Raw genomic sequence first — 23,359 nt, forward strand, 5'->3', positions numbered from 1 at the left:
AAAGAAAAGAGATATTCCAAATAGATGCTAGGTATTGTCTTTTTTACTTGTTTTTCTTTTCTTTTTTTGCTATACTGATTGAAATAAAATATTCCTTTAAAACAGTCCTGTGAGGCTGTCAAGGAGACGGATTAAAAACATGCATCATGATACTTAATTGTGCTATATTTTGCTGAATCTCCTTGTTTCCAAGGAGATCTTTTTATTTGAATTTTTAGAGGAGGTTTCAACATGAAAACTAAGGAAATTGTTGATGACGTGACCATGAAACGCGCCATTACCCGTATTACTTATGAAATTATTGAACGTAATAAACAATTAGACAATGTGGTTTTGGCAGGCATCAAAACGAGAGGTGTTTTTCTAGCTCGTCGCATTCAAGAAAGACTGCATCAATTAGAAGGGTTGGATTTACCAATTGGTGAGTTAGACATCAAGCCTTTTAGAGATGACATGAGAGTTGAGGAAGACACAACTCTGATGTCAGTAGATATTACAGGCAAGGATGTGATTTTGATTGATGATGTGCTTTATACTGGTCGTACCATCCGCGCAGCCATCGATAACTTAGTGAGTTTAGGTCGACCAGCCCGTGTTAGTCTAGCTGTTTTGGTGGATCGTGGCCATCGGGAATTACCGATTCGCGCGGATTACGTTGGGAAAAATATTCCAACAAGCAGTGTAGAAGAAATTGTTGTTGAGGTTGTCGAAGTCGATGGCCGTGATCGTGTTAGCATTATTGACCCAACATAAGAAAGAGGTTTTACTGTGAAAGATGTCATTTATGATGTGGAAGAAGTGCCAAAGGCAGGTATGTTAGTTGGTTTGTCCTTTCAGCACTTATTTGCTATGTTTGGTGCGACTGTTCTGGTTCCCATTCTAGTTGGAATTGACCCATCAGTTGCTTTGTTATCTAGTGGTTTAGGAACCCTTGCCCACTTATCAGTGACCAAATTTAAAATTCCAGCCTACATGGGCTCAAGTTTTGCTTATATAGCAGCTATGCAGTTACTGATGAAGACAAATGGTATTGGTGCTGTAGCTCAAGGGGCTATGACAGGAGGTCTCGTTTACCTGATTGTAGCTTTGATTGTTAAAGCTATTGGCAATGATTGGATTGATAACATCTTACCACCGATTGTGGTTGGTCCGATTGTTATGGTCATTGGTCTAAGCCTAGCTTCTACAGCTGTTAATGATGTCATGCTAAAAAATGGGAACTATAATCTGACTTATCTTGTTATTGGGTTAGTCACCTTATTATCAGTTATTTTTTTCAATATTTATGGTAAGGGAATTGTTGCTATTGTACCGCTTTTATTAGGGCTATTAGTTGGTTATGTTGTAGCCCTTTTAGTGGGTGTTCTCACCGGTCAAGAAATTGTTGATTTTACCAATGTGGCTCAGGCCAAATGGTTTAGTATCCCATCAGTGGAAATTCCTTTCTTAACCTACGGGGTTAAATTCTACCCAAGTGCCATTTTAACTATGGCACCCATTGCCTTTGTTACAATGACAGAACATTTTGGACACATTATGGTCTTAAATAGTTTGACAAAAAGAGATTATTTCAAGGATCCAGGACTTGAAAAGACTTTAACTGGTGATGGTTTTGCGCAAATCATTGCCGGCTTCTTAGGGGCACCTCCGGTCACTTCTTATGGTGAAAACATCGGTGTAATGGCTTTGAATAAAATATTCTCGGTCTATGTTATTGCAGGTGCCGCAGTGATTGCCGCTCTCCTCAGTTTTATCGGTAAGGTATCAGCCTTAATTCAATCTATTCCAACACCAGTTATTGGAGGTATATCAGTTGCCTTGTTTGGTGTGATAGCTTCTAGCGGTTTGAAAATCTTGATTGAATCCAAAGTTGATATGGATAATAAGAAAAACTTATTGATTGCTAGTGTTATTTTGGTCTCTGGGATTGGAGGATTGATGCTTCAAGTAAATGGTCTTCAAATTTCAGGTGTCGCTTTCTCAACACTCCTTGGCATCATCTTATATCAGGTACTTCCTGAAAAATAGGAAGAATTGTTGTTAGACCACTTACATAGTCATCAGTCGTTAGTGATAAAGGGGATAATCATGTCAGTTGTAAATAATCGCGTTGCACTTACCAATTTAGTTTCAATGGAAGCATTAACCACCGAAGAAGTTTTAGGTCTTATCAACCGTGGTTCAGAATATAAGGCTGGTAAAGTTGTTATTTCGGATCATCAAAAGGATCTTGTTGCCAATTTATTCTTTGAAAACTCCACCCGAACCCATAAGTCTTTTGAAGTGGCTGAGAAGAAACTCGGCTTGACAGTTCTTGATTTCAATGCTGATGCAAGTGCGGTTAACAAGGGAGAAAGTTTGTATGATACTGTGTTAACCATGAGTGCACTTGGAACAGACATCTGTGTGATTCGTCACCCAGAAGATGATTATTACAAGGAATTAGTAGAAAGTCCAACTATTACAGCTTCCATTGTCAATGGAGGAGATGGTTCTGGACAACACCCGAGTCAATGTTTACTTGACTTATTAACCATCTATGAAGAATTTGGACGCTTTGAAGGCTTAAAGATTGCGATCGCTGGTGACTTAACTCACTCTAGGGTGGCAAAGTCCAACATGCAAATCCTCAAAAGATTAGGAGCAGAGCTTTATTTCTATGGACCTGAAGAATGGTATTCAGAAGCCTTTAATGCTTACGGCACTTATATTGCTATTGACCAGATTATTAAGGAATTGGATGTTCTTATGTTGCTGCGTGTACAGCACGAACGTCATGACGGCCATCAGAGTTTTTCAAAAGAAGGTTACCATCAAGCGTTTGGATTGACACAGGAACGTTACCAACAATTAAAAGATTCTGCTATTATTATGCATCCAGCTCCAGTTAATCGGGATGTGGAAATTGCAGATAGTTTGGTGGAAGCTCCTAAAGCGAGAATTGTATCTCAGATGGCTAATGGTGTCTTTGTTCGCATGGCTATTATTGAAGCCATTTTGAATGGTAGAAATAAAAACTCATGATGAAAGATTAAAGCATGTTTAGAAGGTAGGAAAAGGTAGGAAAATGACAAAACGATTACTTATTTTAGAAGACGGCACTATTTTTGAAGGAGAACCCTTTGGTGCTGATATTGATGTGACTGGTGAAATTGTCTTTAATACAGGAATGACAGGCTACCAAGAATCCATCACTGACCAATCCTACAATGGGCAAATTTTAACCTTTACCTATCCTTTGATTGGAAATTATGGGATTAATCGAGATGACTATGAGTCCATTTCACCCACCTGTAAAGGGGTTGTTGTGTCTGAAGTCAGTCGGTTGGCAAGTAATTGGCGCAAGCAAATGACGCTAGATGCGTTCTTGAAAATAAAAGGGATTCCAGGGATTTCGGGAATTGATACGAGAGCTTTGACCAAAATTATTCGGCAACACGGTACCATGAAAGCTACGATGGCAGATGATGGAGATAGTATCCAGCATTTAAAAGATCAACTGCGTGCAACAGTCTTACCGACTAACACCATTGAACAAGTGTCAACTAAAACAGCTTATCCTGCACCAGGGATCGGGAAAAATATTGTATTGGTTGATTTTGGTTTAAAACATTCTATTTTAAGAGAATTTTCTAAAAGACAATGTAATATCACCGTTGTCCCTTTCAACATCACTGCAGAAGAAGTGCTCCAACTAAATCCGGATGGCTTGATGCTATCTAATGGCCCAGGAAACCCAGAAGATTTGCCAGAGGCTTTAGACATGATTCGTGGGGTACAAGGTAAGATTCCTATTTTTGGTATTTGTATGGGACATCAACTCTTTAGTCTAGCAAATGGTGCTAAGACTTGTAAAATGACCTTTGGTCATCGTGGCTTTAACCATGCCGTTAGAGAAATTGCAACGGGAAGAATTGATTTTACCAGTCAAAACCATGGTTATGCCGTTGAACGTAGTAGTCTACCTGATACTTTAATGGTTACGCATGAAGACATTAACGATAAGACGGTCGAAGGAGTGAAACATAGAGATTTTCCAGCTTTTTCAGTCCAATTTCACCCTGATGCGGCTCCAGGACCTCATGATGCCAGCTACTTATTTGACGAATTTTTGGAAATGATTGATTCTTGGAGATGTACGAGTAAATAGTAAATCAGTTGCAATTTCACGACTATATCACCTCTTGTTACTCTATTTATTAACATTTACAGTAATATTATTTAATGTTGCTCTGTGAGGCAACAAATAGAGAAAGGAAGGCAAGGAGAACACAAGTAAATAATTTAGTAAAAAGTTAGGTTTTCAAAGAGATAAAGCTCTTATTGAGAAGTGCTGACTTTACCGCTTCTTGTGGTATTCTTGGTATCATTAATTATGCCAAAACGAAAAGATATTCAAAAAATCATGGTTATCGGGTCTGGCCCGATTATTATTGGACAAGCTGCTGAATTTGATTATGCAGGGACTCAGGCCTGTTTGGCTCTAAAAGAAGAAGGCTACAAAGTCATACTTGTTAATTCAAATCCTGCAACGATTATGACAGATAAAGAAATCGCTGATAAGGTATATATTGAGCCTTTGACTCTTGAATTTGTTAATCGTATCATTCGAAAAGAAAGGCCAGATGCCATACTGCCAACCTTAGGTGGCCAAACGGGCCTCAATATGGCAATGGCGTTATCTAAAGCTGGTATTCTTGATGATTTAGAGATTGAATTGTTAGGTACTAAGTTATCTGCGATTGATCAGGCAGAAGACAGAGACCTTTTCAAACAATTAATGCAAGAACTAGACCAACCCATTCCAGAATCTACAATTGTTAAAACAGTTGATGAAGCTGTTACATTTGCTAGAGATATCGGTTATCCAGTCATTGTGCGCCCAGCTTTTACTCTTGGTGGAACTGGTGGAGGAATATGTAGTAGTGAAGAAGAACTTTGTGAAATTACTGAAAACGGCCTAAAGTTATCACCAGTCACACAGTGTTTGATTGAACGCTCAATTGCTGGCTTCAAAGAAATTGAATACGAAGTAATGCGAGATAGTGCTGATAACGCGCTGGTTGTTTGTAATATGGAAAACTTTGATCCCGTAGGGATTCACACAGGAGATTCTATTGTATTTGCACCAACACAGACCCTTTCTGATATTGAAAATCAAATGTTACGTGATGCTAGTTTAAAAATAATTCGAGCTCTGAAAATTGAAGGTGGCTGTAACGTCCAGTTAGCACTAGATCCTTATAGTTTCAAATATTATGTTATTGAAGTAAATCCTAGAGTGTCTCGTTCCTCTGCCCTTGCTTCAAAAGCAACAGGTTATCCCATTGCCAAATTGGCTGCAAAGATTGCTGTTGGCCTAACACTTGATGAAATGATTAACCCTATCACAGGCACTACTTACGCTATGTTTGAACCTGCCCTTGATTACGTTGTTGCTAAAATTCCGCGTTTTCCGTTTGATAAATTTGAACATGGTGAACGCCAACTGGGAACTCAAATGAAAGCAACAGGTGAAGTCATGGCTATTGGCCGTAATTTGGAAGAGTCCTTACTAAAAGCCTGTCGTTCTTTAGAAATTGGTGTTTGCCATAATGAGATGACAAGTTTAAGTAACATTAGTGATGAAGAGTTAGTGACTAAAGTGATTAAAGCTCAAGATGATCGACTTTTTTACTTGTCAGAAGCAATACGACGAGGTTATAGTATCGAAGAACTTGAGAGCTTGACCAAGATTGATTTATTTTTCTTGGATAAATTACTTCATATTGTTGAAATAGAGCAAGAATTACAAATGCATGTTGACCATTTGGAAAGCCTCAAAAAAGCAAAGCGTTATGGATTTTCAGATCAAAAAATTGCAGAAATTTGGCAAAAGGATGAAAGTGATATCAGAGCGATGAGACATTCTCATAGCCTGTATCCTGTCTATAAAATGGTAGATACTTGTGCAGCTGAATTTGATGCTAAAACCCCTTATTTTTATTCAACATATGAGTTGGAAAATGAATCTGTTCAGTCGAATAAAGAATCAATTTTAGTTTTAGGTTCAGGCCCTATTCGTATTGGTCAAGGGGTTGAATTTGACTACGCAACGGTTCATTCTGTTAAAGCCATCCAAAAAGCTGGCTATGAAGCCATTATCATGAATTCAAATCCGGAGACTGTATCTACAGATTTTTCGGTATCAGATAAATTATATTTTGAACCGTTAACCTTTGAAGACGTCATGAATGTGATAGATTTAGAGCAGCCTAAGGGAGTAATAGTTCAGTTTGGAGGACAAACTGCTATTAACTTAGCACAAGCACTTTCTGAGGCGGGTGTTACAATATTAGGAACACAAGTAGAGGATTTGGATAGGGCTGAAGACAGAGATTTATTTGAAAAGGCGTTGAAAGAGCTTGGAATCCCACAACCACAAGGTCAAACGGCAACTAATGAAGAAGAAGCTTTAGAGGCAGCTAAAAAAATTGGTTTTCCAGTCTTAGTTAGACCTTCTTACGTACTTGGTGGCCGGGCTATGGAAATTGTTGAAAACAAAGAAGATCTTAGAGAATATATAAGAACAGCGGTTAAAGCAAGTCCTGAACATCCTATCTTAGTGGACTCTTATATTTTCGGTAAGGAGTGTGAAGTGGATGCCATTTCAGATGGAAAATCAGTCTTAATTCCTGGTATTATGGAGCACATCGAAAGAGCAGGTGTTCATTCAGGAGATTCAATGGCAGTTTATCCGCCACAGCAATTATCTAAGCAAATTCAAGAAACAATAGCTGAGTATACTAAACGTTTAGCCATTGGGTTAAATTGTATTGGTATGATGAATGTTCAATTTGTTATTAAAAATGAACAAGTTTATGTTATTGAAGTGAATCCACGCGCTAGTCGTACCGTACCTTTCTTATCAAAAGTAACAGGTATTCCGATGGCTCAGATTGCTACTAAGTTGATTTTAGGTCAAACATTAAAGGATCTAGGATATGAAGATGGTCTTTATCCCCAAAGTCCACTGGTGCATATCAAAGCGCCTGTGTTTTCATTTACAAAGTTGGCACAGGTTGATAGTCTTTTAGGTCCTGAAATGAAATCAACTGGAGAAGTAATGGGTTCGGATACTAGTCTTGAAAAAGCACTTTATAAAGCGTTTGAAGCCAATAATTCTCATTTATCAGAATTTGGTCAAATTGTCTTTACTATAGCAGATGATAGTAAGGCAGAAGCTCTAAGTCTAGCAAGACGATTTAAGGCGATTGGCTATCAAATTATGGCTACTCAAGGTACAGCAGCTTACTTTGCTGAGCAAGGCTTAAGCGCGTGTTTAGTTGGAAAAATTGGTGATGCTGCCAATGACATCCCGACACTCGTGCGACATGGTCACGTTCAGGCAATTGTTAATACAGTTGGAATTAAACGCACAGCTGATAAAGACGGACAGATGATTAGAAGTTCAGCTATTGAACAAGGAGTTCCTTTATTTACAGCTTTAGATACCGCAAAAGCTATGTTAACGGTTTTAGAAAGCAGATGCTTTAACATCGAAGCGATATAAAAATTAAAAAAATCATTTTTAAGAAAACTTAAAAATGATTTTTTTAGATTATAATGACAAAAGTTTCAGTAAGCTATTAATTTGTCATAGCATATAAGTCATTATCTTGTGGCTTGTTTTCGACTAAGGGCTAAGAATTTCTTGACAACAATATAAAAAGGTCATATACTTGTCTTATACAAATAGTACAAAAGAGGAGGATAGAAATGTCTAAAAGAGGAAAAATTAAAATAACAACGAAAACAAAGCTTATTACAGCTAGTGTTATAACGCTAGTATTAATTATAACTGGAATAGTCTTGTGGAAACAACAACGAAATACGCTAACAGCTGATATCGCTAAAGAACCTTACTCTACTGTTAGTGTAACTGAAGGGAGTATTGCTTCTTCGACTTTACTATCAGGTACTGTAAAGGCTTTATCAGAGGAATATATTTATTTTGATGCTAATAAAGGAAATGATGCAACTGTTACAGTTAAAGTAGGTGATCAGGTAACGCAGGGCCAGCAATTAGTTCAATATAATACAACAACAGCTCAGTCAGCTTATGATACTGCTGTTAGGAGTCTTAACAAGATTGGCCGACAAATTAATCATCTTAAAACATACGGAGTTCCTGCTGTTAGTACAGAAACTAATAGAGATGAAGCTACCGGTGAAGAGACGACAACAACAGTTCAACCATCAGCTCAGCAAAATGCTAATTATAAACAGCAGCTGCAAGATTTAAATGATGCTTATGCAGATGCACAAGCAGAAGTAAATAAAGCGCAGATAGCGTTAAATGATACAGTAGTTATCAGTAGTGTCTCTGGAACTGTTGTGGAAGTAAATAATGATATTGATCCTTCTTCAAAGAACAGTCAAACACTTGTTCACGTAGCAACCGAAGGACAGCTTCAGGTGAAAGGAACATTGACAGAGTATGATTTAGCAAACGTTAAGGTTGGTCAATCTGTAAAAATTAAGTCTAAAGTTTATTCTAATCAAGAATGGACTGGAAAAATATCATATGTTTCAAACTATCCAACTGAGTCTAATGCAGGTTCAACAACGCCAGCAGGTAGCACTGGAGCGGGAAGTTCTACAGGAGCTACCTATGATTACAAGATTGATATTATAAGTCCTCTCAACCAGCTTAAACAAGGCTTCACTGTTTCTGTTGAGGTTGTTAATGAAGCAAAACAGGCCTTAGTTCCTTTAACGGCTGTTATTAAGAAAGATAAAAAACACTATGTTTGGACTTATGATGATGCTACTGGCAAAGCCAAAAAAGTAGAGGTGACACTTGGAAACGCAGATGCACAACAACAAGAAATTCATAAAGGAGTAGCTGTTGGTGACATTGTTATTGCCAATCCAGATAAAAATATCAAACCGGATAAAAAACTAGAAGGGGTTATTTCAATAGGTACCAACACAAAACCGGAAAAAGATTCTCAATCAAAGAATAAAAAATCAGGGGTGGATAAATAGTGTCGCATGAAAAAAAACAATTAATGCAATTATCAAATATTGTGAAGAGCTATCAAAATGGGGATCAAGTTCTTAAAGTTTTGAAAGGTATTAATTTAACAGTATATGAGGGTGAATTTTTAGCTATTATGGGTCCGTCTGGTTCGGGAAAATCAACACTAATGAATATTATTGGTTTATTAGATCGTCCAACATCCGGAGATTACACATTACATAATACTAAAATAGAAATCCTTAATGATCGTGAATTAGCAAAAGTACGAAATGATGAAATCGGCTTTGTCTTTCAACAATTCTTTCTGTTAGCTAAATTAACTGCATTACAAAATGTTGAATTGCCTCTTATTTATGCTGGTGTAAACGTCTCAAAAAGACGTGAACAGGCTAAGCAATTTCTTGAAAAAGTAGGACTTGGACGACGTATCAAACATCTACCGTCAGAACTGTCAGGAGGTCAAAAGCAAAGGGTGGCTATCGCACGAGCTTTAGTAAATGACCCATCTATTATTTTAGCGGATGAACCAACAGGTGCACTAGATACTAAAACAGGTCAGCAAATTATGGAACTCTTGACAGAGTTAAACAAAGAAGGTAAAACAATTATTATGGTTACTCATGAACCAGAAATTGCTGATTTTGCAACTCGGAAAATTATTATTCGTGATGGTGATATCACAACGGATACTACAGCTAGTGTTGTTATTGACTAGGAGGAAAAATAATGGAAAATTGGAAATTCGCTCTTAGCTCAATTTGGGGGCATAAGATGCGCTCAATCCTGACAATGTTGGGAATTATCATCGGTGTAGCAGCAGTTGTGATTATTATGGGGTTGGGAAATGCTATGAAAAATAGTGTAACAAGCACATTTTCTAGCAAGCAAAAAGATATTCAACTCTATTTTCAAGAAAAAGGAGAAGAAGAAGACCTGTATGCCGGATTGCACACGCATGAAAATAATCACGAAGTGAAGCCAGAGTGGTTAGAACAAATTGTTAAAGATATCGATGGTATTGATTCTTATTACTTTACCAATTCTGCTACTTCTACTATTTCGTATGAAAAAAAGAAAGTAGACAATGCTTCGATCATAGGGGTAAGTAAAGATTATTTTAATATAAAAAACTATGATATCGTAGCTGGTCGTACACTAACAGATAATGATTATTCTAATTTTTCGCGTATCATTCTTTTAGATACAGTATTAGCCGATGACCTATTTGGCAAAGGTAATTATAAGTCAGCTTTAAATAAAGTGGTAAGTTTATCTGATAAAGATTATTTAGTTATTGGTGTTTATAAAACTGATCAGACGCCAGTTTCTTTTGATGGATTATCAGGCGGCGCTGTCATGGCGAATACTCAGGTAGCTTCAGAGTTTGGCACCAAAGAAATAGGATCTATCTACATTCATGTGAACGATATTCAAAACAGTATGAACTTAGGAAATCAAGCAGCTGATATGCTAACCAACATATCGCATATTAAAGATGGACAGTACGCTGTCCCTGATAATAGCAAAATCGTTGAAGAAATCAATAGTCAGTTCAGTATCATGACAACAGTCATAGGTTCAATTGCAGCGATCTCTCTTTTAGTGGGAGGAATTGGTGTTATGAATATTATGTTGGTATCTGTCACAGAGCGAACTAGAGAAATTGGTTTACGTAAAGCACTTGGTGCAACACGCCTGAAAATTTTATCACAATTTTTGATTGAATCCGTTGTTCTAACAGTTCTTGGAGGCTTGATAGGATTATTATTAGCTCAATTAAGTGTAGGGGCTTTAGGAAATGCGATGACATTAAAAGGAGCTTGTATTTCTCTTGATGTGGCCTTAATAGCAGTTTTATTTTCTGCCTCAATAGGTGTCTTTTTTGGAATGTTGCCAGCTAATAAAGCTAGTAAGTTAGATCCAATTGAGGCATTACGTTATGAATAGAATAGTTCGTATCAATTAATCTATAGACGCTGACTAGTTTAACGTCTGATTATACCTAGTTTTTGTATTAGCACAGTAGTTATATCATTGAAGTGTTAGTGCATTTTTTGAGGTGATAATATCTAGCAAAGCTATCATTGGTATGATGATGTGGATAGCGTATAAGTGATACATCTCTTATTTCTAGCTGAACTTCGGTTCGGCTAGGAAGTTGTCAGGCAATGAGTTGTTTAAAATAAAGGAGATTAGTTCAATGACATTTTTATCTGATTTGATATCATTAATGACAAAAATCAGATTATCTTGGGTAATAAAGGCGGGTATTTTTCAATTATTATTTGTAACGATTGCTAATATTGTCTTATCAGAATTTTTCTATTTTATATTAGACGTTACTGGTCAATATCATTTAGATAAAGACAATGTTGTGACTTTTTTAAAAAATCCTATAGCACTTGCTTTATTAGGTGCCTATTTATTTTTATTAGCTGCTTTTATTCACCTTGAGTTTTTTGCTCTATATCGAATTATTGCGGATCAAGAAATTAGTTTCTATCTTTTTAGAAAACAGTTTTCTTATTACCTAAGGGGGCTTTGGAAAACATTTTCTGGTTACCAATTATTACTTTTTTTGCTTTATATCCTATTGACTATTCCAGTCTTACATATTGGTTTATCTTCTGTGATTACTCAAAAGCTTTATCTTCCAGAATTTATTGTTGGGGAATTATCAAAGATAACTAGCACAAAGTACTTGCTTTATGGCAGTCTTATTCTTGTGTTTTACCTTAACCTAAGATTAGTATATTTTTTACCATTGATAGCAATCAACCATCGTACGGTTGCTCAAGCATGGAGAGAGAGTTGGCAAAAGACTAAAAAGAAACATGTATTGTTATGGATGAAACTTTTTGCAATCAATGGTCTTACGATTGTAGTCTTATCGCTAGCTATTTCCATGATTCTTATTTTTGTTGATATGTTTAATCCTAAGGGGAATAATATTATTGTTCAGCTGGGAGCTTTGACCTTTACATGGGAACTCATTTTTTTTACTACTATTTTTTTTAAACTCTGTTCAGCAATGATTTTAAAAGAGGCAATTGAACCACAAAAGCAATATGATGAGCCAAGAAGAAGTAATAAGGCATATGTTGTAATCTTTATCGTGGTTACAGTAGGTTTTGCTTATCAATCTCTTGAACGTTTAACTTTTTTTGACACATCTCACTCTAAGACAGTTATCGCGCATAGAGGACTTGTATCAGCAGGTGTAGAAAATTCTCTGGAAGCCCTTGAAGGTGCTAAGAAAGCAGGAAGTGATTATGTAGAACTGGATCTAATCTTGACTAAGGATAATCACTTTGTGGTGTCTCATGATAATCGATTGAAGCGTTTAGCTGGAGTAAATAAGACGATTCGCAACTTAACCTTAAAAGAAGTTGAACATCTAACGAGTCATCAAGGACATTTTTCAGGGCGTTTTGTTTCTTTTGACACTTTTTATCAAAAGGCTAAGAAGTTGAATATGCCATTACTTATTGAACTCAAGCCAATTGGTACAGAACCTGGAAATTATGTCGATTTGTTTTTAGAAACTTATCATCGACTTGGTATAAGCAAAGATAATAAAGTCATGTCTTTAGATTTAGAAGTAATAGAAGCTATCAAGAAAAAAAATCCATCAATTACGACTGGTTATATCATACCAATTCAATTTGGATTTTTTGGAGATGAATTTGTTGATTTCTATGTCATTGAAGACTTTTCTTATCGGTCTTATTTGTCGTCCCAAGCTTTTTGGAATAATAAAGAAATTTACGTTTGGACTATTAATGATCCCAAGCGCATAGAGCATTATCTCCTAAAGCCTATTCAGGGAATTATTACAGACCAACCAGCTTTAACTAATCAATTGATTAAAGACTTAAAACAAGATAATTCTTATTTTAGTCGATTAGTCAGAATTATTAGTAGTCTTTATTAAAGGTTTAAGGAAAGTGTCAAGAAAAAAACTTGACACTTTCTTTAAACTGAGTTATACTGTTTAACATAGGAATTTAGCGTAGCTGTATTTCTTATACATTACTAAAAGAAAAGAGACTATTTAAAAATGGCAGTAAAAATCCGTTTAACTCGTATGGGTTCTAAGAAAAAACCTTTCTACCGTATTAATGTTGCAGATTCACGTGCACCACGTGATGGTCGTTTTATCGAAACAGTTGGAACATACAACCCATTAGTGGCTGAAAATCAAATTACTATTAAAGAGGATCGTGTTCTTGAGTGGTTATCTAAAGGAGCGCAGCCTTCTGATACCGTTCGTAACATCTTGTCTAAAGCTGGTGTTATGGCTAAGTTCCACGACCAAAAATTCTCTAAATAATAACAGCCTATGGATACCATTGAAAATCTTATTATCGCTATTGTGAAACCTTTGATTTCACAACCAGATAATCTTACCATTAAAATTGAAGATACTCCTGACTTTTTAGAGTATCATCTTGACTTGGATGCTCAAGACATCGGTCGTGTTATCGGCAAAAAAGGTCGAACTATTACTGCGATAAGATCGATTGTCTACTCGGTTCCAACACTAGGAAAAAAAGTTCGCTTAGTTATTGATGAGAAATAATCACTAACTTGAGATGGATTGAAAAGCTTGTTGACTTAAAGTCAACAAGCTTTTTGAATAGCAAAAATCTTAATATTTCTGAAATGAAAAGATTAGATTTTTCTGTCTTTAACTAAAAAGAAGTTAAAGAATGGCTTAGCTGATTGCCTTTATAAGAGATTATACTGGTTTTTGATAGCTGCTGTCATGTAAAATAGCTACAATTCATCTTACGAGATAGTCTTTATTTTCCAACCTGCTGTTTGTTGTATGTTTATAGTTTCCTAAAAAATGCTCTCTCAGTTTTTTGGGGGGCATTCCTAAAATTAAGTATACTTAATTTTAGGAATGTTTATATTCTTTACATTCTGATGAAAATACAAATTATCCTAACATGATGTATTGAAAGGGGAAATAGTTTATGTTAGTATACTGATTAAGTGAAGCTGTAATGAGGCTTATACGATCAAAAAAGTTAGAGTAACTTTATAAAACAGTGGTGTTGAAGCAAGTTTAGCTTCTTCTCAGAAATAGATTATCTATAAAAAATCCCAAAAGTAGTTTGTTTCCAGTTAATGAACTTCTTTTGGGAAGGCTTTTTTGCTGATCGCCACTTCACTTGTATATCGGGAACATTCACGCTAAGATGTATAAGTTGAATCGTTTGTCTATGGCTTGATGAAAATTAATCAAAAGATAATGTTCAACTCTATAATTAGTACAAGCAAAATGAGATAGCTTATTCATTAGTAAGCATAAGATATAACAAGAGAAATTACCTTAAAACAGGAAGTACTAGAGTATTTAAAATAAGTGATAGACTTGGATATTATTAGGTCGACTAGTGTTCTTTTCAATAATTTAATATCGTTATTATTAGTATCAGCCAATCAAATGTGGATAAGTTGGCTTTTAGAAAGGTTTTACCACAATGAAGAAACATCTTAAAACAGTTGCCTTGACCCTCACTACAGTATCGGTAGTCACCCACAATCAGGAAGTTTTTAGTTTAGTCAAAGAGCCAATTCTTAAACAAACTCAAGCTTCTTCATCGATTTCTGGCGCTGACTACGCAGAAAGTAGCGGTAAAAGCAAGTTAAAGATTAATGAAACTTCTGGCCCTGTTGATGATACAGTCACTGACTTATTTTCGGATAAACGTACTACTCCTGAAAAAATAAAAGATAATCTTGCTAAAGGTCCGAGAGAACAAGAGTTAAAGGCAGTAACAGAGAATACAGAATCAGAAAAGCAGATCACTTCTGGATCTCAACTAGAACAATCAAAAGAGTCTCTTTCTTTAAATAAAACAGTGCCATCAACGTCTAATTGGGAGATTTGTGATTTTATTACTAAGGGGAATACCCTTGTTGGTCTTTCAAAATCAGGTGTTGAAAAGTTATCTCAAACTGATCATCTCGTATTGCCTAGTCAAGCAGCAGATGGAACTCAATTGATACAAGTAGCTAGTTTTGCTTTTACTCCAGATAAAAAGACGGCAATTGCAGAATATACCAGTAGGGCTGGAGAAAATGGGGAAATAAGCCAACTAGATGTGGATGGAAAAGAAATTATTAACGAAGGTGAGGTTTTTAATTCTTATCTACTAAAGAAGGTAACAATCCCAACTGGTTATAAACATATTGGTCAAGATGCTTTTGTGGACAATAAGAATATTGCTGAGGTTAATCTTCCTGAAAGCCTCGAGACTATTTCTGACTATGCTTTTGCTCACCTAGCTTTGAAACAGATCGATTTGCCAGATAATTTAAAAGCGATTGGAGAATTAGCTTTTTTTGATAATCAAATTACAGGTAAACTTTCTTTGCCACGTCAGTTAATGCGATTAGCAGAACGTGCTTTTAAATCAAACCATATCAAAACAATTGAGTTTAGAGGAAATAGTCTAAAAGTGATAGGGGAAGCTAGTTTTCAAGATAATGATCTGAGTCAACTAATGCTACCTGACGGTCTTGAAAAAATAGAATCAGAAGCTTTTACAGGAAATCCAGGAGATGATCACTACAATAACCGTGTTGTTTTGTGGACAAAATCTGGAAAAAATCCTTCTGGTCTTGCTACTGAAAATACCTATGTTAATCCTGATAAGTCACTATGGCAGGAAAGTCCTGAGATTGATTATACTAAATGGTTAGAGGAAGATTTTACCTATCAAAAAAATAGTGTTACAGGTTTTTCAAATAAAGGCTTACAAAAAGTAAAACGTAATAAAAACTTAGAAATTCCAAAACAGCACAATGGTGTTACTATTACTGAAATTGGTGATAATGCTTTTCGCAATGTTGATTTTCAAAATAAAACTTTACGTAAATATGATTTGGAAGAAGTAAAGCTTCCCTCAACTATTCGGAAAATAGGTGCTTTTGCTTTTCAATCTAATAACTTGAAATCTTTTGAAGCAAGTGACGATTTAGAAGAGATTAAAGAGGGAGCCTTTATGAATAATCGTATTGAAACCTTGGAATTAAAAGATAAATTAGTTACTATTGGTGATGCGGCTTTCCATATTAATCATATTTATGCCATTGTTCTTCCAGAATCTGTACAAGAAATAGGGCGTTCAGCATTTCGGCAAAATGGTGCAAATAATCTTATTTTTATGGGAAGTAAGGTTAAGACCTTAGGTGAGATGGCATTTTTATCAAATAGACTTGAACATCTGGATCTTTCTGAGCAAAAACAGTTAACAGAGATTCCTGTTCAAGCCTTTTCAGACAATGCCTTGAAAGAAGTATTATTACCAGCATCACTGAAAACGATTCGAGAAGAAGCCTTCAAAAAGAATCATTTAAAACAACTGGAAGTGGCATCTGCCTTGTCCCATATTGCTTTTAATGCTTTAGATGATAATGATGGTGATGAACAATTTGATAATAAAGTGGTTGTTAAAACGCATCATAATTCCTACGCACTAGCAGATGGTGAGCATTTTATCGTTGATCCAGATAAGTTATCTTCTACAATAGTAGACCTTGAAAAGATTTTAAAACTAATCGAAGGTTTAGATTATTCTACATTACGTCAGACTACTCAAACTCAGTTTAGAGACATGACTACTGCAGGTAAAGCGTTGTTGTCAAAATCTAACCTCCGACAAGGAGAAAAACAAAAATTCCTTCAAGAAGCACAATTTTTCCTTGGCCGCGTTGATTTGGATAAAGCCATAGCTAAAGCTGAGAAGGCTTTAGTGACCAAGAAGGCAACAAAGAATGGTCAGTTGCTTGAAAGAAGTATTAACAAAGCGGTATTAGCTTATAATAATAGCGCTATTAAAAAAGCTAATGTTAAGCGCTTGGAAAAAGAGTTAGACTTGCTAACAGGATTAGTTGAGGGAAAAGGACCATTAGCGCAAGCTACAATGGTACAAGGAGTTTATTTATTAAAGACGCCTTTGCCATTGCCAGAATATTATATCGGATTGAACGTTTATTTTGACAAGTCTGGAAAATTGATTTATGCACTTGATATGAGTGATACTATTGGCGAGGGACAAAAAGACGCTTATGGTAATCCTATATTAAATGTTGACGAGGATAATGAAGGTTATCATGCCTTGGCAGTTGCCACTTTAGCTGATTATGAGGGGCTCGACATCAAAACAATTTTAAATAGTAAGCTTAGTCAATTAACATCTATTCGTCAGGTACCGACTGCAGCCTATCATAGAGCCGGTATTTTCCAAGCTATCCAAAATGCAGCGGCAGAAGCAGAGCAGTTATTGCCTAAACCAGGTACGCACTCTGAGAAGTCAAGCTCAAGTGAATCTGCTAACTCTAAAGATAGAGGATTGCAATCAAACCCAAAAACGAATAGAGGACGACACTCTGCAATATTGCCTAGGACAGGGTCAAAAGGCAGCTTTGTCTATGGAATCTTAGGTTACACTAGCGTTGCTTTACTGTCACTAATAACTGCTATAAAAAAGAAAAAATATTAAATTGATTTAAGGAGAAAAAATGATAACACAAGAAATGAAAGATCTTATTAATAACCAATTAGCAATGGTTGCGACGGTTGATGCCAAAGGTCAACCCAATATTGGTCCAAAACGTTCTATGCGTCTCTGGGATGATAAAACATTTATTTATAATGAAAATACAGATGGTCAAACTCGTATTAACATTGAAGATAATGGGAAAATTGAAATTGCCTTTGTTGATCGTGAGCGCCTTTTAGGTTACAGGTTTGTAGGAACTGCTGAAATTCAAACAGAAGGTGCTTATTACGAAGCAGCGAAAAAATGGGCACAAGGACGCATGGGGGTACCAAAAGCAGTTGGTATTATTCATGTCGAGCGTATTTTTAATTTACAATCTGGTGCTAATGCAGGTAAAGAAATAAACAGTGAAAGTAACTAAAATTAACTGTAACAGTATTTAGGACCCTTATTTTAAACGCTAAAAAACAAGCATACTCTTTTTTACAGCATAGTGACTATGTTGTAAAAAGGGGTATGCTTATTAGGTGCTCTTAATATTTATAGATAACTGCACCTAATAAGTTTTCAATAGACTTATAGCACATTAATTGACTTCAATTAGTTGACTTCAATACTAGAAAGAGAAGAACAGTGATGTTGGTGTTCGTTTAAAGAAGTATCGATTTCCACAGTGACTGAGTTTATATTGTACCTTTGACAAATCAGTCTAATAGATTTTTTGCAATGTTTTTCAGTGGTAGATTCTCTCAAGCAGCAATGTATAGTTGCTCTATGATCAATACCATCCATCGACCAAACATTAAGCTGATTAACAGACACTATATGAGGAAGTTGGCTGAGTTCATGGTGCAAAGTGCAATAGTCTATAGAATCAGGAACACCATCTAAAAAAATGTTAGCAGTTGCTACTAACTTTGGAAGAGCTTTAGATAATATAAAAGAAGCAATGGCAATTGATAATAAAGGATCAAGAATGTACCAAGGTTTCCATTTTAAGATCAGTGACAGTATGATAATGGCTAACCACCCAAGGATATCTTCTAAAAAGTGAAGGCTTAATATTTCTTCATTTTTTGTCTGGTTAGAGTGAATGATGAAGCTAGCAAATCCATTGATTATAATTGCAAAAATAGCTAAAACGAACATACCGTCATAATTAACAATAGTAGGATGCCATAATTTTGGTATCGTTTCAATCATTACTAATAATGACCCGCTAATAAGTATTAGATTTGTCGTTAGCGCTCCTAAAAGGCTAAATCGCTTATAGCCTAGTGAAAAATTTGGACTCTCTTTTTTAACAGCCTTTCTTTCTAAGATAGCTGAGATACCAATAGCAATGGCATCTCCAAAATCGTGGACAGCATCTGCTAAAATAGCACCCGAAAAGAATAATGTCCCAAAAATAAATTCAATGAGGGAAAAACTAAGATTTAATATAAAAATAATGGTGACTTTTTTACTTGCTGGCATAATTTTCTCCTTTTGTTATACTGGTAATATGTATAGTAGAATGCTTTATTCTATTATCTAAAAGTTAAAATACAATTACTATAACCAAAAATGAGCACCTGTTCAATAGTGAACAACATTTAGAAAGTGTCCGATATGACAAAAGACAGACAAATCAAAAAAACAAAAACAGCTATCTATAGTGCTTTTATTGCTTTATTACAAAAAAAAGAATATTCGAAAATAACTGTTCGAGATATGATTACACTTGCTAATGTAGGGAGATCAACCTTTTATGCACATTATGAAAGCAAAGAAATGTTACTAAAAGAACTCTGTGAAGAACTTTTTCATCATTTGTTTAGGCAAAAAAGAAATGTGACTTTTGAGGACTATTTGGTACATATTTTAAAGCATTTTGAACAAAATAAAGACAGCATTGCGACGTTGTTACTTTCTAATGATCCCTATTTTTTATTAAGATTTAAAAACGAACTAGAACATGATGTTTACCCTAACTTGCGCTGCAAGTATATCGACAAAACGACTATTCCAGAAGTATTCCTAAAACAATTTGTTCTATCTAGTTTTATAGAAACCTTAAAATGGTGGCTCCATCAAAGGCAAAGGATGTCTGCAAATGAACTATTAAAGTATTATTTAGAGCTCATAAAATAATGACTAGTGAGTCATCTTGCCAAATTCAATTTTTTAATACAGACGGATTTTAACAATTTAACAGATAAAGACAAAACTGTAAGTGCAAAATAGACTATAACGTGATAAAATAATAGGTAATTTGGTTCTGAAAAAGAAGTGTCTATCAAACTTTAGAATCAAGAGAGGTCGCTAAAGTGACGTGAGATAAAGAGTTAACGATTTAGGAGCTACCATGGAATATTTTAATGTTGGAAAAATTGTCAACACGCAAGGCCTGCAAGGAGAGATGCGCGTGTTGTCTGTCAGTGATTTTGCTGAGGAACGCTTTAAAAAAGGCTCACAATTAGCTTTATTTGATGATAAAGATCGGTTTGTTCAAGAAGTGACAATTGTTAGTCACCGTAAACAAAAGCATTTTGATATTATCAAATTTAAAGACATGTATCATATTAATGCTATTGAAAAGTACAAGGGATACACTTTAAAGGTCTCAAAAGACAATCAAGGGGATTTACAAGAAGGAGAATTTTATTACCATCAGATTATTGGCATGGCTGTTTATGAAAAGGATGTCCTTATTGGACATGTTAAGGAAATCTTGCAGCCAGGTGCTAATGATGTTTGGATAGTGAAACGCCAAGGAAAACGAGACTTGCTCTTACCATATATTCCCCCAGTAGTTCTTAACGTAGATGTTCCTAACAAGCGCGTGGATGTTGAATTGATGGAAGGCTTAGACGATGAAGATTGATATTTTAACCCTTTTTCCTGAAATGTTTGCCCCTCTAGAGCATTCCATTGTAGGCAAGGCAAAAGAAAAAGGTCTGTTAGACATTCACTACCATAACTTTCGAGATTATGCTGAAAAAGCTCGTCATGTGGATGACGAACCCTATGGTGGGGGCCAAGGCATGTTATTGAGAGCGCAGCCCATTTTTGACACCATTGAACAGATTGAAGCCAAAAAACCAAGGATTATTCTTTTAGATCCAGCAGGTAAACCCTTTACTCAGGCTTATGCTGAAGAATTAGCTCTTGAGGAAGAGTTAATTTTTATTTGTGGTCATTATGAAGGTTATGATGAGCGGATTAAGACCTTGGTGACGGATGAAATTTCATTAGGCGACTTTGTATTAACAGGAGGTGAGTTGGCGGCCATGACTATGGTGGATGCGACCGTCAGGTTAATTCCACAGGTACTTGGGAAAGAAAGTAGCCATCAGGACGATTCTTTTTCATCAGGACTTTTAGAATACCCTCAATACACAAGACCTTATGATTATCGTGGTATGACAGTTCCAGATGTTCTAATGAGTGGTCATCACGAACGTATTCGCTTGTGGCGTCTAGAAGAAAGTCTCAAAAAAACTTATTTAAGGCGGCCAGATTTACTTGAACATTACAATTTTTCCGAGGAAGAGCGCAAGCTATTGGATAAGATTAAAGAAGCATTGGATCAAGGAGAAGATTAGTGAAAGATAAAGCATATGATATTACGATTATTGGTGGTGGTCCAATAGGTTTATTTGCAGCCTTTTATGCAGGTCTTAGGGGCGTAACAGTAAAGATTATTGAGAGTTTGTCAGAACTTGGTGGACAGCCTGCCATTCTTTATCCTGAGAAAATGATTTATGATATTCCAGCTTATCCATCTTTAACAGGTGTTGAGTTGACAGAAAATTTAATAAAACAATTGAGCCGTTTTGAAGATCGTACAACCATTTGTTTAAAAGAAGAAGTATTAACCTTTGACAAGGTTAAAGGTGGTTTTTCGATTAGGACTAATAAGGCAGAGCATTTTTCAAAAGCCATTATCATTGCTTGTGGAAATGGCGCTTTTGCACCAAGAACTTTAGGGTTAGAAAGTGAGGAAAACTTTGCTGATCATAACCTTTTTTATAATGTTCACCAGTTGGACCAGTTTGCGGGACAAAAAGTTGTGATTTGTGGTGGTGGAGATTCAGCAGTTGATTGGGCTTTGGCTTTAGAAGATATTGCTGAGAGTGTGACGGTTGTGCACCGTCGTGATGCTTTCAGAGCACATGAACACAGTGTGGAATTATTGAAAGCATCAACGGTCAACCTCTTAACACCTTATGTGCCAAAAGCATTGAAAGGAATTGGAAACCTGGCTGAAAAATTAGTTATTCAAAAAGTGAAAGAAGATGAAGTGTTAGAACTTGAATTGGACAGTCTTATTGTTAGTTTTGGTTTTTCAACTTCTAATAAGAATTTGAAAAATTGGAATCTCGACTATAAGCGTTCAAGTATTACTGTTTCACCACTTTTTCAAACAAGTCAAGAAGGTATTTTTGCCATTGGTGATGCAGCCGCTTATAATGGGAAAGTGGATTTGATTGCTACTGGTTTTGGCGAAGCACCAACAGCAGTTAATCAGGCCATTAACTATATTTATCCAGATCGAGATAACCGTGTGGTGCATTCAACCTCTTTAATTGACTAAGGGAGTCGGAAGTTTCAAGAGCAGTAGCAACAGCTAATATTCAGTTTGTCAGGAGAGGACAAATGGTTTTTACCTAAGTCTTCGTGACAAGTTTTATACTTTGTGATAAAATAGTCATTGTGAAAAAAGTGTGATGGTTTTCACAGATTAACACATTACAATGAAAAGGGGTCTATCATGACAACAACAGATAAAGAGACATTTAGTTCTTTTATGAATAAGGTCTTGGCTGGTACAGCGATTGCTATCGTTGTGGCACTCATTCCAAATGCTATTTTAGCGACTTTCTTAAAACCGCTTTTGCCAAATATGGCAGCTGCTGAATTTTTACACATTGTGCAAGTCTTCCAATTCTTCACGCCGATTATGGCTGGTTTCTTGATTGGGCAACAATTTAAGTTTAATCCTATGCAACAGTTGGCTGTTGGTGGAGCTGCTTATATCGGTTCTGGAGCCTGGGCTTATACAGAAGTCATTCAAAAAGGTGTGGCGACAGGAACATTCCAACTTAGAGGTATTGGGGACTTAATCAATATGATGATTACAGCTAGCCTTGCGGTTTTAGCTGTGAAATATTTTGGGAATAAATTTGGCTCTTTAACCATTATCTTGTTACCTATCACTATAGGAACTGGCGTAGGTTATATTGGTTGGAAATTTTTGCCTTATGTGTCTTACGTGACAACCCTGATCGGACAAGGGATTAATTCTTTTACAACCTTACAACCTATTTTAATGTCTATTTTAATTGCAGTTGCTTTCTCGCTTATCATTGTTAGTCCGATTTCAACTGTTGCAATCGGTTTAGCTATTGGGCTTAATGGAATGGCTGCGGGAGCAGCTTCTATGGGAATTGCATCGACAGCAGCAGTCTTAGTGTGGGCGACGCTTAAAGTTAATAAATCTGGTGTACCAATTGCTATCGCACTTGGGGCTATGAAAATGATGATGCCAAACTTCTTGAAACATCCTATCATGGCTATTCCGATGGTGTTCACTGCAGCAATTAGCTCATTAACAGTACCATTGTTTAATCTTGTTGGAACACCAGCTTCATCTGGTTTTGGCTTAGTTGGTGCAGTAGGTCCGATTGCTTCTTTAGCAGGTGGTAGCTCAATACTTATTATTATCCTTGCTTGGATCATTGTTCCGTTTGCGGTTGCTTTTGCGGCGCATAAGGTTTCTAAAGATATTCTAAAACTGTATAAAGAAGACATTTTCGTCTTTGAAGGCTAA

The 23,359-nt window shown here is 36.0% G+C and carries 19 protein-coding genes; 18 read left to right on the forward strand and 1 reads right to left on the reverse strand.

Going from position 1 to position 23,359, the window contains the following annotated elements; all coding sequences use genetic code 11:
* Positions 1-231: 231 nt before the first annotated feature.
* The 13 genes from pyrR to B6D67_RS03700 all read left to right on the forward strand — a co-directional run bounded on the left by pyrR (position 232) and on the right by B6D67_RS03700 (position 17,965).
* Positions 232-753 carry a bifunctional pyr operon transcriptional regulator/uracil phosphoribosyltransferase PyrR gene (gene pyrR / locus B6D67_RS03640; protein ID WP_002985093.1) on the forward strand — a complete coding sequence of 174 codons (522 nt, stop codon included), beginning with the start codon at positions 232-234 and terminating at the stop codon, positions 751-753.
* Positions 754-768: 15 nt separating this feature from the next.
* The gene (locus B6D67_RS03645) at positions 769-2,028 is read left to right on the forward strand and encodes a uracil-xanthine permease family protein (protein ID WP_002990245.1); all 1,260 of its coding nucleotides are present in this window, start codon (positions 769-771) and stop codon (positions 2,026-2,028) included.
* A gap of 60 nt (positions 2,029-2,088) precedes the next feature.
* Positions 2,089-3,024 carry an aspartate carbamoyltransferase catalytic subunit gene (locus B6D67_RS03650; RefSeq protein ID WP_004218947.1) on the forward strand — a complete coding sequence of 312 codons (936 nt, stop codon included), beginning with the start codon at positions 2,089-2,091 and terminating at the stop codon, positions 3,022-3,024.
* A gap of 43 nt (positions 3,025-3,067) precedes the next feature.
* Positions 3,068-4,150, forward strand: coding sequence for a carbamoyl phosphate synthase small subunit (locus B6D67_RS03655; protein ID WP_002985087.1), 1,083 nt, complete (start codon positions 3,068-3,070; stop codon positions 4,148-4,150).
* 225 nt (positions 4,151-4,375) lie between these two features.
* On the forward strand, positions 4,376-7,552 hold the full coding sequence (gene carB / locus B6D67_RS03660) for a carbamoyl-phosphate synthase large subunit (protein ID WP_010922147.1): 3,177 nt from the start codon (positions 4,376-4,378) through the stop codon (positions 7,550-7,552).
* 206 nt (positions 7,553-7,758) lie between these two features.
* A complete protein-coding gene (locus tag B6D67_RS03665; RefSeq protein ID WP_010922148.1) occupies positions 7,759-9,030 on the forward strand; it encodes an efflux RND transporter periplasmic adaptor subunit in 1,272 nt (423 codons plus the stop codon).
* Positions 9,030-9,740, forward strand: a complete 711-nt coding sequence (locus B6D67_RS03670; RefSeq protein WP_002990237.1) for an ABC transporter ATP-binding protein — start codon at positions 9,030-9,032, stop codon at positions 9,738-9,740. Before B6D67_RS03665 ends, B6D67_RS03670 begins: the two co-directional genes overlap by 1 nt.
* Before the next feature lie 11 nt (positions 9,741-9,751).
* The gene (locus tag B6D67_RS03675; RefSeq protein WP_010922149.1) at positions 9,752-10,972 is read left to right on the forward strand and encodes an ABC transporter permease; all 1,221 of its coding nucleotides are present in this window, start codon (positions 9,752-9,754) and stop codon (positions 10,970-10,972) included.
* 253 nt (positions 10,973-11,225) lie between these two features.
* Entirely contained in the window at positions 11,226-12,959 is a 1,734-nt protein-coding gene (locus B6D67_RS03680; RefSeq protein WP_010922150.1) for a glycerophosphoryl diester phosphodiesterase membrane domain-containing protein, read from the forward strand.
* Positions 12,960-13,085: 126 nt separating this feature from the next.
* Complete coding sequence (gene rpsP, locus B6D67_RS03685) at positions 13,086-13,358, forward strand: 30S ribosomal protein S16 (protein ID WP_002985074.1); 273 nt, start codon at positions 13,086-13,088, stop codon at positions 13,356-13,358.
* 9 nt (positions 13,359-13,367) lie between these two features.
* The gene (locus B6D67_RS03690) at positions 13,368-13,607 is read left to right on the forward strand and encodes a KH domain-containing protein (protein WP_002985072.1); all 240 of its coding nucleotides are present in this window, start codon (positions 13,368-13,370) and stop codon (positions 13,605-13,607) included.
* A gap of 1,033 nt (positions 13,608-14,640) precedes the next feature.
* The gene (gene hupY, locus B6D67_RS03695) at positions 14,641-17,544 is read left to right on the forward strand and encodes a leucine-rich repeat adhesin HupY/LrrG (protein ID WP_413225543.1); all 2,904 of its coding nucleotides are present in this window, start codon (positions 14,641-14,643) and stop codon (positions 17,542-17,544) included.
* 19 nt (positions 17,545-17,563) lie between these two features.
* Positions 17,564-17,965 (forward strand): pyridoxamine 5'-phosphate oxidase family protein, encoded by a 402-nt coding sequence (locus tag B6D67_RS03700; RefSeq protein WP_002985067.1) that lies wholly within the window; start codon positions 17,564-17,566, stop codon positions 17,963-17,965.
* 179 nt (positions 17,966-18,144) lie between these two features.
* Here the strand turns inward: B6D67_RS03700 and B6D67_RS03705 are convergent, their stop codons facing one another.
* Positions 18,145-19,020 (reverse strand): cation diffusion facilitator family transporter, encoded by an 876-nt coding sequence (locus tag B6D67_RS03705; protein ID WP_010922152.1) that lies wholly within the window; start codon positions 19,018-19,020, stop codon positions 18,145-18,147.
* 135 nt (positions 19,021-19,155) lie between these two features.
* Here B6D67_RS03705 and B6D67_RS03710 point away from each other — a divergent pair, with 135 nt between their 5' ends.
* The 5 genes from B6D67_RS03710 to B6D67_RS03730 all read left to right on the forward strand — a co-directional run bounded on the left by B6D67_RS03710 (position 19,156) and on the right by B6D67_RS03730 (position 23,359).
* The gene (locus tag B6D67_RS03710; RefSeq protein WP_002985059.1) at positions 19,156-19,677 is read left to right on the forward strand and encodes a TetR/AcrR family transcriptional regulator; all 522 of its coding nucleotides are present in this window, start codon (positions 19,156-19,158) and stop codon (positions 19,675-19,677) included.
* 214 nt (positions 19,678-19,891) lie between these two features.
* Positions 19,892-20,410: a ribosome maturation factor RimM gene (gene rimM, locus B6D67_RS03715; protein ID WP_010922153.1), complete on the forward strand. Its 519-nt coding sequence runs from the start codon at positions 19,892-19,894 to the stop codon at positions 20,408-20,410.
* On the forward strand, positions 20,400-21,131 hold the full coding sequence (trmD, locus tag B6D67_RS03720) for a tRNA (guanosine(37)-N1)-methyltransferase TrmD (RefSeq protein WP_010922154.1): 732 nt from the start codon (positions 20,400-20,402) through the stop codon (positions 21,129-21,131). Before rimM ends, trmD begins: the two co-directional genes overlap by 11 nt.
* Positions 21,131-22,123, forward strand: a complete 993-nt coding sequence (locus B6D67_RS03725) for an NAD(P)/FAD-dependent oxidoreductase (RefSeq protein WP_010922155.1) — start codon at positions 21,131-21,133, stop codon at positions 22,121-22,123. The genes trmD and B6D67_RS03725 overlap by 1 nt, the downstream gene beginning before the upstream one ends.
* 177 nt (positions 22,124-22,300) lie before the next feature.
* Positions 22,301-23,359, forward strand: coding sequence for a PTS transporter subunit IIC (locus B6D67_RS03730; protein WP_002985048.1), 1,059 nt, complete (start codon positions 22,301-22,303; stop codon positions 23,357-23,359).

The sequence above is a fragment of the Streptococcus pyogenes genome (genome assembly GCF_002055535.1).
Classification (GTDB): Bacteria; Bacillota; Bacilli; order Lactobacillales; family Streptococcaceae; genus Streptococcus; species Streptococcus pyogenes.